The organism is Streptomyces telluris (genome assembly GCF_024519335.1).
GTDB lineage: Bacteria > Actinomycetota > Actinomycetes > Streptomycetales > Streptomycetaceae > Streptomyces > Streptomyces telluris.
Genome location: NZ_JANIID010000014.1, coordinates 58313 through 74051 on the forward strand (window position 1 = coordinate 58313; position 15739 = coordinate 74051).

At 74.8% G+C, this 15739-nt stretch carries 15 protein-coding genes and 1 riboswitch; of the genes, 13 read left to right on the forward strand and 2 right to left on the reverse strand.

Annotated features, from left to right (window positions below; translation table 11 throughout):
* Positions 1–17: 17 nt before the first annotated feature.
* From NQU55_RS17040 to NQU55_RS17065, 6 genes are all read left to right on the forward strand, one after another.
* Positions 18–269, forward strand: a complete 252-nt coding sequence (locus tag NQU55_RS17040; protein WP_168093111.1) for a hypothetical protein — start codon at positions 18–20, stop codon at positions 267–269.
* A gap of 364 nt (positions 270–633) precedes the next feature.
* Positions 634–753: riboswitch (cobalamin riboswitch) on the forward strand.
* Between the two features lie 128 nt (positions 754–881).
* Positions 882–1847 (forward strand): cobalamin biosynthesis protein, encoded by a 966-nt coding sequence (locus tag NQU55_RS17045; protein WP_168093110.1) that lies wholly within the window; start codon positions 882–884, stop codon positions 1845–1847.
* Between the two features lie 29 nt (positions 1848–1876).
* On the forward strand, positions 1877–3424 hold the full coding sequence (locus tag NQU55_RS17050) for a cobyric acid synthase (protein WP_168093116.1): 1548 nt from the start codon (positions 1877–1879) through the stop codon (positions 3422–3424).
* A 38-nt stretch (positions 3425–3462) separates the two neighbouring features.
* Complete coding sequence (locus NQU55_RS17055; protein WP_240976388.1) at positions 3463–5523, forward strand: putative cobaltochelatase; 2061 nt, start codon at positions 3463–3465, stop codon at positions 5521–5523.
* On the forward strand, positions 5523–6131 hold the full coding sequence (cobO, locus tag NQU55_RS17060; protein ID WP_168093108.1) for a cob(I)yrinic acid a,c-diamide adenosyltransferase: 609 nt from the start codon (positions 5523–5525) through the stop codon (positions 6129–6131). Before NQU55_RS17055 ends, cobO begins: the two co-directional genes overlap by 1 nt.
* A gap of 7 nt (positions 6132–6138) precedes the next feature.
* Positions 6139–7611, forward strand: a complete 1473-nt coding sequence (locus NQU55_RS17065; protein WP_168093107.1) for a cobyrinic acid a,c-diamide synthase CobB — start codon at positions 6139–6141, stop codon at positions 7609–7611.
* Here NQU55_RS17065 and NQU55_RS17070 read toward each other — a convergent pair.
* Positions 7605–8312, reverse strand: coding sequence for a ZIP family metal transporter (locus NQU55_RS17070; protein WP_206329368.1), 708 nt, complete (start codon positions 8310–8312; stop codon positions 7605–7607). The genes NQU55_RS17065 and NQU55_RS17070 overlap by 7 nt on opposite strands.
* 57 nt (positions 8313–8369) lie before the next feature.
* On the opposite strand from NQU55_RS17070, the gene NQU55_RS17075 reads away from it, so the two are divergent.
* From NQU55_RS17075 to NQU55_RS17085, 3 genes are all read left to right on the forward strand, one after another.
* The gene (locus NQU55_RS17075) at positions 8370–8777 is read left to right on the forward strand and encodes a cobalamin biosynthesis protein (protein ID WP_256790793.1); all 408 of its coding nucleotides are present in this window, start codon (positions 8370–8372) and stop codon (positions 8775–8777) included.
* A 163-nt stretch (positions 8778–8940) separates the two neighbouring features.
* Positions 8941–9993, forward strand: coding sequence for an Rv2231c family histidinol phosphate aminotransferase CobC (cobC, locus tag NQU55_RS17080; RefSeq protein WP_168093104.1), 1053 nt, complete (start codon positions 8941–8943; stop codon positions 9991–9993).
* A 53-nt stretch (positions 9994–10046) separates the two neighbouring features.
* Entirely contained in the window at positions 10047–11057 is a 1011-nt protein-coding gene (locus NQU55_RS17085; RefSeq protein ID WP_168093103.1) for a bile acid:sodium symporter family protein, read from the forward strand.
* On the opposite strand, the gene NQU55_RS17090 is transcribed toward NQU55_RS17085, so the two are convergent.
* On the reverse strand, positions 11002–12102 hold the full coding sequence (locus tag NQU55_RS17090; RefSeq protein ID WP_206329366.1) for an amidohydrolase family protein: 1101 nt from the start codon (positions 12100–12102) through the stop codon (positions 11002–11004). The two genes, NQU55_RS17085 and NQU55_RS17090, sit on opposite strands and share 56 nt — an antisense overlap.
* 412 nt (positions 12103–12514) lie before the next feature.
* Here NQU55_RS17090 and ectA point away from each other — a divergent pair, with 412 nt between their 5' ends.
* From ectA to thpD, 4 genes are read left to right on the forward strand one after another with little or no spacing between them, the layout of a single operon-like run.
* Complete coding sequence (gene ectA / locus NQU55_RS17095; RefSeq protein ID WP_256790794.1) at positions 12515–13078, forward strand: diaminobutyrate acetyltransferase; 564 nt, start codon at positions 12515–12517, stop codon at positions 13076–13078.
* A gap of 13 nt (positions 13079–13091) precedes the next feature.
* Positions 13092–14360 carry a diaminobutyrate--2-oxoglutarate transaminase gene (gene ectB / locus NQU55_RS17100; protein ID WP_168092277.1) on the forward strand — a complete coding sequence of 423 codons (1269 nt, stop codon included), beginning with the start codon at positions 13092–13094 and terminating at the stop codon, positions 14358–14360.
* Between the two features lie 50 nt (positions 14361–14410).
* Positions 14411–14809: an ectoine synthase gene (locus NQU55_RS17105; RefSeq protein WP_168092276.1), complete on the forward strand. Its 399-nt coding sequence runs from the start codon at positions 14411–14413 to the stop codon at positions 14807–14809.
* 3 nt (positions 14810–14812) lie between these two features.
* On the forward strand, positions 14813–15718 hold the full coding sequence (gene thpD, locus NQU55_RS17110; RefSeq protein ID WP_168092275.1) for an ectoine hydroxylase: 906 nt from the start codon (positions 14813–14815) through the stop codon (positions 15716–15718).
* The last annotated feature ends 21 nt before the right edge of the window (positions 15719–15739 follow it).

The following is a 15739-nucleotide window of genomic DNA, read 5'->3' on the forward strand; positions in this document are numbered from 1 at the left end:
CTTAAGGAAGAAACAGCATGCACATCGACTGGGCAGCCCTCGGCCAGGTCTTCGGCGTCAGCCTCGTGGTGACGGTCGGCCTGGTGGGCATCTTCACCCTCGGCATCGTCGGCACGTCGCCCCGCGCGGCCGGTTCGGCGGACTCGGCGGCGGGTTCGGCGGACTCGGCGGCGGGCGCGGGGGCGCTCGCGCGGCGCTCCGGTGCGTACGCGTGCTTCGCACTGTGCGCGGCGGCCGTGGGGTACGGCATCTACCTGATCGTGGTGTAGCCCCGCGATCCGCCTCGTCCGGCCGGGATCCCCACGGGGGTCCCGGCCGCTGCGTTTCCCGCCGGGGGTCGCAGGAAGCCTCCGGGTGCGGGCGGCACGGCACCGCCGGGCAGGCGCGTCACGGTTGCGCGCCGCGGCGGCTGCAGAAGGTTCCGCTCGGCCCGGGCGGCGAAGGCCGGGGCCCTCGCTCCCTCCGCACGCGAAGATCCGCCGCCACGGTGGGCGACCGGCACGGCGGAGTCCGGCGGTGCCGTGCTCTCCAGGCTGCCCGGCGCAGCCGGGACGGCGGGTCCGGCCAGGTCAGAGGTGAGTTGACGGCGCCCGCGGCGCATGGTGGACTTCCGGAGCCAAACGGCGACAGCAGAGGAAGCCGGTGTGAATCCGGCGCGGTCCCGCCACTGTCACCGGGGAGCGTCTCCCCCACGCGATGCCACGGCGGCGAGCCGGAAGGCCGGGGCGGCGCGGATCCGGGAGCCAGGAGACTCTGGTCGCCGGCCACGTCGAGCCAGGGCGCGGACCCTGAGTGAGGACACATCGTCATGCCCGGCGCCCGCCACCGAACGCCCCGCACACTTCTCTCCCCCCGCCGAGGCGTGACGGCGGTCTGATCCGATGCGTGCCGATCCGATCGGTTTCGCGTGCGGCGCCGCCCTCGGCTTCCTCGGTGACCGCGTCCTGGGCGACCCCCGCCGCGGCCACCCCGTGGCCGCGTTCGGCCGCGCCGCCCAGGCCGTCGAGCGGCGCCTGTGGCGCGACCACCGCGGCCACGGCGCCGCGCACGCCCTGCTGTGCGCGGGCGGCGCCGCCGCCGGTGCCGCGCTGCTGTCGCGCGCCGCGCGCGCTTCCCGCCCCGCCGGCATCGCCCTGACCGCCGCCGCCACCTGGGCCGTGCTCGGGGGCACCTCCCTGGGCCGCGAGGCCCGTGCCATCGGCGGCGCGCTCGCCGCCGGCGACGTGGACGTCGCCCGCGAGCGCCTGCCGCACCTGTGCGGGCGCGACCCGCAGGCCCTGGACGGGCAGCAGATCGCGCGCGCCGTCGTGGAGTCCGTGGCCGAGAACACCTCCGACGCCGTCGTCGGCGCGCTGGTGTGGGGCGCCGTCGGGGGCGTGCCGGGGCTGGTGGCCTTCCGGGCGGTGAACACCCTCGACGCGATGGTGGGCCACAAGTCCCCCCGCTACCGCCGTTTCGGCTGGGCCTCGGCCCGTCTCGACGACGTCGCCGGCTGGCCCGGCGCCCGCCTGACCGCGGCCCTCGCCGTCCTCGCGGGCCCGGATCCGCGCGGCGCCTGGCGGGTGGCCCGGCGGGACGCGTCCCGCCACCCCAGCCCCAACGCGGGCCCCGTGGAGGCCGCGTTCGCCGGCGCCCTCGGCGTGCGGCTCGGCGGCACCCTCGCGTACGCGGGCCGCGTCGAGCACCGGCCCGTGCTGGGGGCGGAGAACCGCCCGGTGGCGACGGACGACATCGAGCGCGCGGTACGCCTCTCGCGCCGGGTGTCCCTGCTGGCCCTGGGAACGGCCGTGGTGGGCAGGCTCTCTGTCGGAAGCTTCGCACGGTACGCACGGAGGAGGAGCCGGTGACGGCTGACAGGAGCGGGTCCGCGGGCCCGCTGGGCGGGGGCCTGCTGGTGGCCGGCACCACCTCGGACGCGGGCAAGAGCGTGGTGACGGCCGGCATCTGCCGCTGGCTGTCCCGCAAGGGCGTCAAGGTCGCGCCGTTCAAGGCGCAGAACATGTCGCTCAACTCGTTCGTGACGCGCGAGGGCGCGGAGATTGGCCGGGCCCAGGCCATGCAGGCGGCCGCGGCCCGCGTGGAGCCGAGCGCCCTCATGAACCCCGTGCTGCTCAAGCCGGGCGGCGACCGCAGCAGCCAGGTCGTGCTGATGGGCAAGCCGGTGGGCGAGCTCAGTGCGCGCGGCTATCACGCGGGCCGCCAGGAGCAGCTGTTCGGAACGGTGACGGAGTGCCTGGAGGAGCTGCGGCGCACGCACGACGCGGTGATCTGCGAGGGCGCGGGAAGCCCTGCCGAGATCAACCTGCGGCGCAGCGACATCGTGAACATGGGCATCGCCCGGGCGGCCCGGCTGCCCGTGGTCGTGGTCGGCGACATCGACCGCGGTGGCGTCTTCGCGTCGTTCTTCGGCACGACGGCCCTGCTCTCGCCCGAGGACCAGGAGCTGATAGCGGGTTACGTCGTCAACAAGTTCCGGGGCGACGTGACGCTGCTGGAGCCCGGCCTGGACATGCTGTACGAGCTGACGGGCCGGCGGACGTTCGGCGTCCTGCCGTTCGCGCACGGCCTCGGCATAGACGAGGAGGACGGCCTGCGCGTCTCGCTGCGCGGCGCCGTGCGGGAGTCGGTGGTGGCCCCGCCGCACGGGGCGGACGTGCTGCGGGTCGCGGTGTGCGCGGTGCCGCTGATGTCCAACTTCACGGACGTGGACGCGCTGGCGGCCGAGCCGGGCGTGGTCGTCCGCTTCGTGGACCGCCCCGAGGAGCTCGCCGACGCGGACCTGGTCGTGGTGCCGGGCACCCGCGGCACCGTGCGGGCCCTGACCTGGCTGCGGGAGCGCGGCCTCGCGGACGCGCTGGCGCGGCGCGCCGCCGAGGGCCGCCCCGTCCTGGGCATCTGCGGCGGCTTCCAGGTGCTGGGCGAGCGCATCGAGGACGAGGTGGAGTCCCGGGCGGGCGTGGTGGAGGGCCTGGGCCTGCTTCCGGTGCGCATCCGCTTCGCCGCGGAGAAGACCCTGGCGCGGCCGGTGGGCACGGCCCTGGGCGAGCCCGTCGAGGGCTACGAGATCCACCACGGCGTGGCCGACGTCCGCGGCGGGGACGAGGCGTTCCTTGACGGCTGCCGGGTGGGCGCCGTGTGGGGCACGCACTGGCACGGTTCACTGGAGAGCGACGGCTTCCGGCGGGCCTTCCTGCGGCGCGTCGCGGAGGCGGCGGGCCGGGCGTTCGTCCCGGCACCAGACACGAGCTTCGCGGCGCTGCGGGAGGAACAGCTGGACCGGCTGGGCGATCTGATCGAGGAACACGCGGACACGGACGCGCTGCTGCGGCTGATCGAGGACGGGGTCCCTCCGGGGGTTCCGTTCATACCGCCGGGTGCACCGGCTCCGCTCGCGCGGAACGACAACACAGGGGGTACCCGTTGACGGCCTCGGCCACCTATCCGTTCACCGCGGTCGTCGGCATGGACGACATGCGGCTGGGCCTGCTCCTCAACGCCATCTCGCCGTCCATCGGCGGGGTGCTCGTACGGGGTGAGAAGGGCACGGCGAAGACGACGACCGTCCGCGCCCTGTCCACGCTGCTGCCGTGGATCGACGCCGTCGCCGGATGCCGGTTCGCGTGCGACCCGGCATCCCCCGACGCCCGCTGCCCGGACGGCCCGCACGAGGACGGGGCGGCGCACGCCGCCCGTCCGGCCCGCATGGTCGAGCTGCCGGTCGGCGCCTCCGAGGACCGGCTCGTGGGGGCGCTCGACATCGAACGGGCGCTGGGCGAGGGCGTGAAGGCGTTCGAGCCCGGTCTGCTGGCCGACGCGCACCGGGGCGTGCTGTACGTCGACGAGGTCAACCTCTTGGGCGACCATCTGGTCGACGCCCTCCTCGACGCGGCCGCCACCGGCGCCTCCTACGTAGAGCGTGAGGGAGTGTCGGTCCGTCACGCGTCCCGTTTCCTCCTCGTCGGCACCATGAACCCCGAGGAGGGCGAGCTGCGCCCGCAGCTCCTGGACCGCTTCGGCCTGACCGTCGAGGTCGCGGCCTCGCGCGAGCCCGACGAGCGCGTCGAGGTCGTGCGCCGCCGCCTCGCCTACGACGAGGACCCGGCCGCGTTCGCCGCGAAGTGGGCCGCCGAGGAGGAAACGCTGCGGGAGCGGATCGCCGCCGCCCGCGCGCTGCTGCCGTCCGTGCGCCTGGGCGACGGCGCGCTGCGCCGGATCGCCGCCGTGTGCGCGGGCTTCGAGGTGGACGGCATGCGCGCGGACATCGTGACCGCGCGCACCGCGACCGCCCTCGCCGCGTGGGCGGGCCGCACGGACGTGACGACGGCCGACGTGCGGCAGGCGGCACTGCTGTCGCTGCCGCACCGGCGCCGGCGCAACCCCTTCGACGCGCCGGGCCTGGACGAGGACAAGCTCGACGAGATCCTCGGCCGGTTCGAGGACGACGAGCCGGAGCCCGAGCCGGAGCCGGAGCCGGAGGGCCCGGACGACGACGGTCCCGACGGCGGTCCCGAGGGCGGCGGTCCGGACGGCGGCGGGCAGCCCCCGCAGGACGGCACGGGCCCCGACGGCACCCCCGATGTCCCGCAGCAGCGCCAGGAGCCGGGGCCGGCCGGCCCCGAGCCCGCGTCCCCGGAGAGCCCGGACGCCCCCGAGGGTGCCCCCGCCCGCGGGGAGGCCCCCGAGGCGCCGGCCGTCGCCGCGGCCGACCCCTTCCGCACCCGCAAGTTCGACGTCCCCGGGCTCGGGGAGGGCGCCGACGGCCGCCGTTCGCGGGCCCGGACGGCCCACGGCCGGACGACCGGGGCCCGCCGCCCCCGCGGCGCCCTGTCCAAACTCCACCTGGCCGCCACGGTGCAGGCCGCCGCCCCGCACCAGCGGGCGCGCGGGCGCAGCGGCGCCGGGCTCGTCGTCCGCCGCGACGACCTGCGGGAGGCGGTGCGCGAGGGCCGCGAGGGCAACCTCGTGCTGTTCGTCGTGGACGCCTCCGGCTCCATGGCCGCCCGCAAGCGGATGAGCGCCGTCAAGGGCGCGGTGCTGTCCCTGCTGCTGGACGCCTACCAGCGCCGGGACAAGATCGGCATGGTGACGTTCCGGGGCGCCGGCGCGGACGTGGCGCTGCCGCCGACGTCCTCGGTGGACACGGGCGCGGCCCGGCTGGAGAAGCTGCCGACCGGCGGGCGCACGCCCCTGGCGGCCGGTCTCCTGCAGGCGCACGAGGTGCTGCGGGTGGAGCGGCTGCGCGACCCGTCCCGGCGCCCGCTGCTGGTCGTCGTCACCGACGGCCGGGCCACCGGCGGCCCGGAGCCGCTGGCAAGGGCGGCGCGCGCCGCCCGGCTGCTGGCCGGCGAGGGCACGGCGTCGGTGGTCGTGGACTGCGAGCAGGGGCCGGTGCGGCTCGGGCTCGCCGCCGAGCTGGGCCGGGAGCTGCGCGGCCCGGTCGTGACACTGGACGAGCTGCGCGCGGACAGCGTCTCCGCGCTCGTACGCACCGTACGGACCTCACACACCAGGAAGGCCGCGTAATGCCCCAGGGACAGCCGACCGTCGTTCCCGACGACGGACTCACCACGCGTCAGCGCCGCAACCGGCCGCTGGTCTTCGTCCACACCGGCCTCGGCAAGGGCAAGTCCACGGCCGCCTTCGGCCTGGCGCTGCGGGCGTGGAACCAGGGCTGGCCGGTCGGGGTGTTCCAGTTCGTGAAGTCGGCGAAGTGGAAGGTCGGCGAGGAGAACGCGCTGCGGGTGCTCGGAGCGTCGGGCGAGGGCGGCACGGTCGCCTGGCACAAGATGGGCGAGGGCTGGTCGTGGATCCAGCGCGACCCCAAGGACGGCGAGCAGAGCAACGAGGACAAGGCGCGCGAGGGCTGGGAGCAGGTCAAGCGCGACCTGGCGGCCGAGGCGTACAAGCTCTACGTGCTGGACGAGTTCGCCTACCCCCTGCACTGGGGGTGGATCGACACGGACGAGGTGATCGAGGTGCTGCGCAACCGCCCCGGCACCCAGCACGTGGTGATCACGGGCCGCAACGCCCCGCAGGCGCTCGTCGACTTCGCCGACCTGGTCACCGACATGTCCAAGGTCAAGCACCCGATGGACACCGGGCAGAAGGGTCAGCGGGGCATCGAGTGGTGAGCATCAAGTGGTGAGTACGCACATCCCCCGCCTGGTCATCGCCGCCCCGGCCTCCGGCAGCGGCAAGACCACGGTGGCCACCGGCCTGATGCGGGCCTTCGCGGACGCGGGGCTGGCCGTGTCGCCGCACAAGGTCGGCCCGGACTACATCGACCCGGGCTACCACGCGCTCGCGACGGGCCGCCCCGGCCGCAACCTGGACGCGTACATGTGCGGCCCGGACCGGGTCGCCCCGCTGTTCCTGCACGGGGCCGCGGGCTGCGACGTCGCGGTCGTCGAGGGCGTGATGGGCCTCTACGACGGGGCGAGCGGGCAGGGCGAACTGGCGTCGACGGCACACGTGGCCAAGCTGCTCAAGGCCCCGGTCGTCCTGGTCGTCGACGCGTCGTCGCAGTCGCGGTCGGTGGCCGCGCTGGTGCACGGCTTCGCGTCCTGGGACCCGGAGGTGCGGGTCGCGGGCGTCATCCTCAACAAGGTCGGCTCGGACCGGCACGAGGCGCTCCTGCGGGAAGCGCTGACGGAGTCGGGCGTGCCGGTCCTGGGCGCGGTGCGCCGCGCCGAGCAGGTCCACACGCCCTCGCGCCACCTGGGCCTGGTCCCGGTCGCCGAACGCAGCACGGAGGCGACGGACGCGGTGGCGGCCCAGGCGGCAAGGGTCAGGGAGGGCTGCGACCTGGAGGGACTGCTGGCCCTGGCGCGCAGCGCGCCTCCGCTGGTGGACGAGCCATGGGCTCCCCACGGTTCGTGGGCAGGCGTCCCGGCTTCCTACCCCACCCCCACCTGTTTGTGGGCAGGCGTCCCGCAGGGCGGGACGGGTGGGCACAAACCGGCCACCGGGCCGCACCCGAAGAACAACCCGGTGGTCGCCGTGGCCGGCGGCCCGGCGTTCACCTTCGCGTACACCGAGCACACGGAGCTGCTGCAAGCGGCCGGCGCGGAGGTCGTCCCCTTCGACCCCCTCCGCGACGAGTCCCTCCCCGAGCGCACCGCCGCCCTCGTCATAGGCGGCGGATTCCCCGAGGTCTACGCCCCGGAGCTGTCCGCGAACGAACCCCTCCGCAAGGAGGTCGCCGCCCTCGCGGCGACCGGCGCCCCGGTCGTCGCCGAGTGCGCGGGCCTGCTCTACCTCTCCCGTTCGCTGGACGGCAGGCCCATGTGCGGCGTGCTCCCCGCGGACGCCCGCATGTCCGGCCGCCTCACCCTCGGCTACCGCGAGGCGGTGGCCATCGCGGACAACGTGCTGGCGCCGGCGGGCACCCGCGTCCGGGGGCACGAGTTCCACCGCACGGTGACCGAGCCGGGCGCGGGCGGGACCCCCGCGTGGGGGTTCACCCACCCGCAGCGCCGTACGGAGGGCTTCGCGCATGCCGGGGTGCACGCCTCGTACCTGCACGTGCACTGGGCGGGCGCCCCGGGCACGGCCGCCCGCCTGGTGGCGGCCGCGGCGGCGGCCGCGGGCGGTGCCGGCGAGCGTCAGTGAGCGAGGCCCACGACCAGCCAGATGAAGCCCGCTCCGGCCGCCGTGCAGGCGAGCGTGGAGACGGCCGGGTGGGTGTGGTGGGCCTCGGGGAGGATGTCGGACGTGGCCAGGTAGAGCAGGACGCCGCCGAAGAATCCGAGATAGACGCCGAGGAATCCGGCCGGAAGGGTGAACAGCAGGGTGGACGCCGCGCCGACGAGGGGGGCGACGGCGTCCGCGGCGAGCATCAGGAGGGCGCGGCGCCGGTCGTTCCCGTACAGGTCGGTGATCGTGTACGTGTTGAAGCCGTCCGCGAAGTCGTGCGCGATGACGGCCACGGCGACGGCGACCGCCACGCCGTGGTCGACCTGGAAGGCCGCGCCGATGGCGACGCCGTCCATGGCGCTGTGACCGACGAGGGCGGCGGCCGCGGTGAGGCCGACCTGCGGGGTGCGTTCGGCGGCGCTGACGCCGTGGGCGGCCTTGCGGACGGCGAGGAGCCGCTCGACCGCGTGGGCGGCGAGGAAGCCGGCGACGAAGCACAGCAGGGCGGCCGGCACGCCGAAGACGTCCCGGCCGGCGGCCTCCAGGGCCTCGGGCAGCAGGTCGAGGCCGACGACGCCGAGCATCAGCCCGCCCGCGAACCCCAGGACGAGGTGTCTGCGGTCGGTGATGCGGTGCGCGGCCCAGCCGCCGAGCAGCGTCATCAGGAACGCGCCCATGGCGATCACGACCGGCACGGTTCCACCCTTCTCGCGGCTGCAGTATCCCCCGCGGCTGTGGCCCTCGCACCTGTACCCGCCGTGGCGCCCGCCGTGTACGTGGGTGTGGGCGCCCGGCGCGGCGTGGCGGCCGCGGAGGTGCTGGAGCTGGTGGAGCGGACGCTGGCGGAGGCCGGGGTGGGAGGGCTGCGGCCGGCGGCGCTGGCGACGGCCGAGGCGAAGGCGGGCGAGGGCGGCCTGGTGGAGGCGGCGGCCGAGCTGGGCGTGCCGCTGCGGGCGTACGGGGCCGGTGCGCTGGCCGGGGTCGCGGTGGCGGAGTCTTCGGCCGCCGCGCTGGCCGCCGTGGGGACGCCCTCGGTGGCGGAGGCGGCGGCGCTGCTGGCGGCCGGGGAGGGCGGGGTGCTGGCCGTGGGGAAGCGGAAGTCGGCGCGGGTGACGTGCGCGGTGGCGTACGGGCGTGCGTGACGCGCACGGGCGGCGTGCGCGCCGACGTACGGGCCGACGTGCAGACCCGCTTGACGGCCGTTCCGCAGGCGTCAGTACGGTCTTGGGGCGGGCGGCTTCACGTGCCCGCAGACGTGTGAACGACAACCAGCAGCAAACGGACGAGAGAAGGCGGCCCGCGGCCATGCACAATCCCAGCGAACCCGACCTGCGCCACCACGGTGACGCCGAAGTGCGGGGTGCCGGCGCGGAGCTGACGGACCTCGCGGTGAACGTGCGGGCGGGCACGCCCCCGGTGTGGCTGCGCGAGCACATCGCCGCGTCGCTCGGCGGGCTCGCCGCCTACCCGGACGGGCGCGCCGCCCGGCGGGCGGTCGCGGAGCGGCACGGGCTGCCGGAGGAGCGGGTGCTGCTGACGGCGGGGGCCGCGGAGGCGTTCGTCCTCATCGCGCGGGCGCTGCGGGTGCGGCGGCCGGTGGTGGTGCACCCCCAGTTCACGGAGCCGGAGGCGGCGCTGCGGGACGCCGGGCACCGGGTGGAGCGGGTGCTGCTGGACGAGGCGGACGGCTTCCGGCTGGACCCGCGCGCGGTGCCGGGCGACGCGGACCTGGTCGTCGTCGGCAATCCGACCAACCCCACGTCCGTCCTCCACCCGGCGCGGGACCTGGCGCGGCTCGCCCGGCCGGGGCGGACGCTGGTGGTCGACGAGGCGTTCATGGACGCGGTGCCGGGCGAGGCGGAGTCGCTGGCGTCCGTCACGGACCTGCCGGGGCTGATCGTGCTGCGCAGCCTCACCAAGACCTGGGGGCTGGCGGGGCTGCGGATCGGCTACGTGCTCGCGTCGCCCGGCACCATAGCCCGGCTGGAGCGGGCCCAGCCGCTGTGGCCGGTGTCGTCGCCGGCGCTGGCCGCTGCGGAGGCGTGCAGCGCTCCCCCGGCGCTCGCGGAGGCCGCGCGCGCCGCGGACCGCCTCGCCGAGGACCGGACCTATCTCGCGGCCGCGGTGGGCCAGTTCGAGGGGGTCCGGGTCCACGGTCCGGCGGCCGGGCCGTTCCTGCTGATCCGGGTGCGGGGCGCCGCGGCCGTGCGGGGCAGGCTGCGGGGACTGGGGTTCGCGGTGCGCCGCGGCGACACGTTCCCGGGCCTCGGCCCGGACTACCTGCGCCTCGCGGTCCGGGACCGGGCGACCACGGACCGCTTCGCGGAGGCCCTCGGCAAGGCGCTGGCCGAGAGCTGAGGCGGCGTCACCCCCTGTTCGGGAAGGGGACTTGATCGCTAAGGTGCCGCCGTATGCCGACCCCGCCGATAGCCCCGACAGCCCCGACAGCCGCCGACCGGACGGCGCGGCTGGCCGTCACCGTGTTCCCCCTGCTCGTCGTCGCCGCCGGAGGGGTGGGGCTCGCCGCCCCGTCCCACTTCACCGGCTGGGCGCCGGCCGTGCCCTGGCTGCTGGGCGTCGTGATGTTCACTATGGGCCTCACGCTCACCGGCGACGACTTCCGCGCCGTCGCCAAGCGGCCCTGGGCGGTCGGGCTCGGCCTCGTCGCCCACTACGTGATCATGCCGGGGCTGGGGTGGCTGATCGCCACGGTCCTCGGGCTGCCGCCGCAGCTGGCCGCCGGGGTGATCCTCGTCGGCTGCGCACCGAGCGGCACGGCGTCCAACGTCGTCACGTACCTCGCGCGCGGGGACGTCGCCCTGTCCGTGTCCGTCGCCACCGTCTCCACGCTCGTCGCGCCGCTCGTCACCCCGCCGTTGACGCTGCTGCTGGCGGACCGGTTCCTGGACGTGGACGCGGGGGCGATGCTCACCGACATCCTCAAGACCGTGCTCGTGCCGGTGCTCGGCGGGGCGCTCGTGCGGATGGCCGCGGGGCGGTGGGTCGGCAAGGTGCTGCGCGCCCTGCCGGCGCTCTCGGCCCTGACGATCGCCGTCCTCGTCCTCATCGTGGTCTCGGGCAGCGCCTCCCGCATCAAGGACGCGGCCGGGCTCGTCCTCCTCGCCGTCGTCCTCCACAACGGCCTCGGCCTGGCCCTCGGCTACGCGGCGGGCCGCCTGGCCCGGCTCGGCCGCCCCGCCAGCCGGGCGATGGCCTTCGAGGTCGGCATGCAGAACTCGGGCCTGGCGGCGTCGCTGGCCACGGCCCACTTCAGCCCGGCGGCGGCGCTGCCGGCGGCGGTCTTCTCGGTCTGGCACAACGTGTCGGGCGCGGCGGTGGCGGCCTGGATGTCGAGACGGCCGGGCCCTAGCGGATCACCTTCCCCCGCAGGATCACCCGCTTCGGTGAGCCCAGGACCCTGACGTCCGCCCGCGGGTCCGTCCCGTAGACGACGACGTCCGCCGGGGCGCCCTCCTCCAGGCCCGGGCGGCCGAGCCAGGACCGGGCCGCCCACGTGGTGGCCGAGAGGGCCGCGAGCGGGGGCAGGCCGGCTCTGACGAGCTCGGCCACCTCCTGGCCCACCAGGCCGTGGGCCAGGGAGCCGCCCGCGTCCGTGCCGACGAAGACCGGGATGCCCGCGTCGTACGCCGCCCGCACCGTTTCGTAGCGCCGGGCGTGCAGGCGCCGCATGTGGTCCGCCCAGCGCGGGAACTTCCCCTGGCCGCCGTCCGCGAGCCGCGGGAACGTCGCGATGTTGACGAGCGTGGGCACGATGGCGACCCCGCGCTCGGCGAAGAGCGGGATGGTCTCCTCGGTGAGCCCGGTGGCGTGCTCGATGCAGTCGATGCCCGCCTCCACGAGCGGCGCCAGCGACTCCTCCGCGAAGCAGTGCGCGGTCACGCGCGCCCCGAGGCGGTGCGCCTCGGCGATCGCCGCCGCGACCTCCCCGCGCGGCCAGCAGGAGGACAGGTCGCCCGTCTCGCGGTCGATCCAGTCGCCGACGAGCTTGACCCAGCCGTCCCCGCGCCGCGCCTCCCGCGCCACGTACGCGACGAGGTCGTCCGGCTCGATCTCGTGCGCGTAGTTGCGGATGTACCGGCGGGTGCGCGCGATGTGGCGCCCGGCTCGGATGATGCGCGGCAGGTCCTCGCGGTCGTCGATCCAGCGCGTGTCCGAGGGGGAGCCGGCGTCGCGCAGCAGCAGCGCTCCCGCGTCCCGGTCGGTGAGCGCCTGCTTCTCGGCGGTGGACGCGTCGACCGGTCCGTGGGCGTCGAGGCCCACGTGGCAGTGCGCGTCCACGAGGCCGGGCAGCGCCCAGCCCTCGACGGTGGTGACGTCCCGCGCCCCCACCGGCCGTTCGAAGGTGATCCGGCCGTCGACGGCCCACAGCTCGTCGCGCACCCCGCCGTCCGGGTCCGCGCCGACGAGCACCCGCCCCTTGATGTGCAGCACCCCACTGTCGCTCATGGACCGCACTGTACGAGCCCGCTCCTCCCGCCCGCCAAGGGGCCGTCGCCGGGGCGCGGCCACGCCCCGGCCGATGCGCGGCCGGCACATCGGGCCGCCGCCCGAGGCAATTCCCCGGAACCCTTCTCCGATAATTCCGGAGACAACTCTCCGCGCATTCTCATGCCCGCTTTTCAGCACCCTAAACGCAGCATTTTCCTTACGCTTCGGCAAGGGAATTCACGACCCCTCGCGATCACTTGTGACGTACTCCACACAGCCTTTGATTTGCCCGGATATAAGCGGGCAAACCGCCCCATCTCCCACCCGCTTTGCGCGCCCCCGCGCCTCCGCGCGATAACACGACCACCCACCCCCGGGTAACCCGGGCCCCCGATGCGATTTCCGATCCGCATCGGTAAATTCCCTCCGCATGACCGCAGCACAAGCAGACCTTGCACGTGCCCGTTCCGCCCCTCTCCGGGAATTCCCGGAAATGCCGGAGGACCTCGCGCTCGACGTCCCGCGCGTCGAGGACGGAGCCGCGATCTGGCGCATCGCCCGCGACTCGGGAACCCTGGACCTCAACTCCTCGTACAGCTACCTGCTGTGGTGCCGCGACTTCGCGGCCACCTCGGCCGTGGCCCGCCGCGCTGGCGACGGGGAGCCCGCCGGCTTCATCACCGGCTACGTCCGGCCCGCCCGCCCCCGCACCCTCGTGGTGTGGCAGGTCGCCGTGGACCGCCCGCACCGCGGCCGCGGCCTGGCCGCCGCGCTGCTGGAGGGCCTCGTCGCACGGGTCGCCCGCGAGAGCGGCATCGACGGGATCGAGACCACCGTGACGCCCGGCAACACCGCCTCCAACCGCCTGTTCGCCTCCTTCGCCGAGCGGCACCGCGCGCCCGTGGAGCACGAAGTCCTCTTCCCCGGCGGGCTGTTCCCCGAGCCGGGGCACGACCCCGAGGTCCTGCACCGCATCGGCCCCCTCACGTACTGACAGGAGCACCTCCATGACCATCACCCCGCCCGCACTCAGCGTCTTCGAGGCCCTGGAGTCGGAGGTGCGCAGCTACTGCCGCAGCTGGCCCGCGGTCTTCGACCGGGCCCAGGGCAGCCGGATGTACGACGAGGACGGCCACACGTACCTCGACTTCTTCGCCGGCGCCGGCGCGCTCAACTACGGGCACAACAACCCGGTCCTCAAACGCGCCCTGATCGATTACATCGAACGCGACGGCGTCACCCACGGCCTGGACATGGGCACCACCGCCAAGCGCGCGTTCCTGGAGGCCTTCCAGGACGTCGTGCTGCGCCCGCGCGACCTGCCGTACAAGGTGATGTTCCCCGGCCCGACGGGCACCAACGCCGTGGAGGCCGCGCTGAAGCTGGCCCGCAAGGTCAAGGGCCGCGAGGCGATCGTCTCCTTCACCAACGCCTTCCACGGCATGTCGCTGGGCTCGCTCGCCGTCACCGGCAACGCCTTCAAGCGGGCCGGCGCGGGCATCCCCCTGGTGCACGGCACGCCGATGCCGTTCGACCACTACCTCGACGACCGGGTGCCGGACTTCCTGTGGTTCGAGCGGCTGCTGGCCGACCAGGGCTCGGGCCTGAACACGCCGGCCGCCGTCATCGTCGAGACGGTGCAGGGCGAGGGCGGCATCAACGTGGCCCGCCCCGAGTGGCTGCGCGGGCTCGCCGCGCTGTGCGAGCGCCACGACATGCTGCTGATCGTGGACGACATCCAGATGGGCTGCGGCCGCACCGGCGCCTTCTTCTCCTTCGAGGAGGCGGGCATCACCCCGGACATCGTGACCCTCTCGAAGTCCATCGGCGGCTACGGCCTGCCCATGTCCCTCACCCTCTTCCGCCCGGAGCTCGACGTCTGGGAGCCCGGCGAGCACAACGGCACCTTCCGCGGCAACAACCCCTCCTTCGTCACCGCCGCCGCGGCGCTCGACGCGTACTGGACCGACGGGCAGATGGAGAAGCAGACCTTCGCCCGCGGGCAGCAGGCCGAGGAGGCGCTGCGCGCGATCTGCGCCGAACACCCGGAGCTGGGCGCGCACCACCGGGGCCGCGGGCTCGTGTGGGGACTGGAGTTCGCCGACAGGTCCCGGGCCTCGGAGGTCGCCCGGCGGGCGTTCGAGCTCGGCCTGCTCGTGGAGACGTCGGGCCCCGAGGGCGAGGTCCTCAAGCTGCTGCCCGCGCTGACGATCTCCCCCGAGGAGCTGGACGAGGGCCTGCGGATCCTCGCCCGCGCGGTCCGCGAGACGGCCTGACGCCCACCACTGACACCGGAAGAACTGATCCCCGAAGAAAGGCACAACCCGTGATCGTCCGTTCCCTCCGGGACATCGAGAACACCGACCGCCACGTCAAGGCCAAGTCCGGTACGTGGGAGAGCAAGCGGATCGTGCTCGCCAAGGAGCGGGTCGGCTTCTCCCTGCACGAGACCGTCCTCTACGCCGGCACGGAGACCTCCATGTGGTACGCCAACCACATCGAAGCCGTGCTGTGCGTGGAGGGCGAGGCCGAGCTCACCGACGACGAGACCGGCGAGCAGCACTGGATCTCGCCCGGCACGATGTACCTGCTCGACGGCCACGAGCGGCACACCCTGCGCCCCAGGACCGACTTCCGCTGCGTGTGCGTCTTCAACCCGCCGGTCACCGGACGGGAGGACCACGACGAGAACGGCGTCTACCCGCTGCTGACGGAGGAGGGCTGAACCATGGCCGCGGTCACCGACCTCTACCCCACGCGCGGCACGCACGAGGAGGCCGTCCCGCGCCGTGACCCCGTGGTGTGGCCCGGGCCCGCCTGCGGATCCGGCGCCGCCGCGCCCGGACCGATCGACGCGGCCGGTCTGGCGGACTACGAACGCGACGGGTTCCTCACCGTCGACGAGATGCTCACGCCGGACGAGGTGCGGGTCCTGCGCGCCGAACTCGACCGGCTGGTCGCCGACCCGGCGGTGCGGGCCGACGAGAGAGCGGTCGTGGAGCCGCACGCGCAGGACGTGCGGTCGGTGTTCGAAGTGCACCGGATCAGCGAGGTGTTCGCGCGCCTTGTGCGCGACCCGCGGCTGGTGGGCCGGGCCCGGCAGATCCTCGGCTCGGACGTCTACGTCCACCAGTCGCGGGTCAACGTCAAGCCGGGCTTCGGGGCCTCCGGTTTCTACTGGCACTCGGACTTCGAGACCTGGCACGCGGAGGACGGGCTGCCGCGGATGCGGACGGTGTCGGTGTCGATCGCGCTGACGGAGAACCTCGACACCAACGGCGGCCTGATGATCATGCCGGGGTCGCACCGCACGTTCCTGGGCTGCGCGGGCGTGACGCCGCGGGACAACTACAAGCGGTCCCTGCGGATGCAGGAGGCCGGCACGCCGTCGGACAGCGCGCTCTCCGCGCTGGCGGGGCGGCACGGCATCCGGCTGTTCACGGGCCCGGCCGGATCGGCGACGTGGTTCGACTGCAACTGCATGCACGGGTCGGGCGACAACATCACGCCCTTCCCGCGCAGCAACGTCTTCATCGTCTTCAACAGCGTGGAGAACACGGCGGTCGAGCCGTTCGCGGCCCCGTCCCGCCGCCCGGAGTTCGTGGGGGCACGGGACTTCACGCCGGTGGGGTAGCCGGTCCGGGCGGCGGCGCGG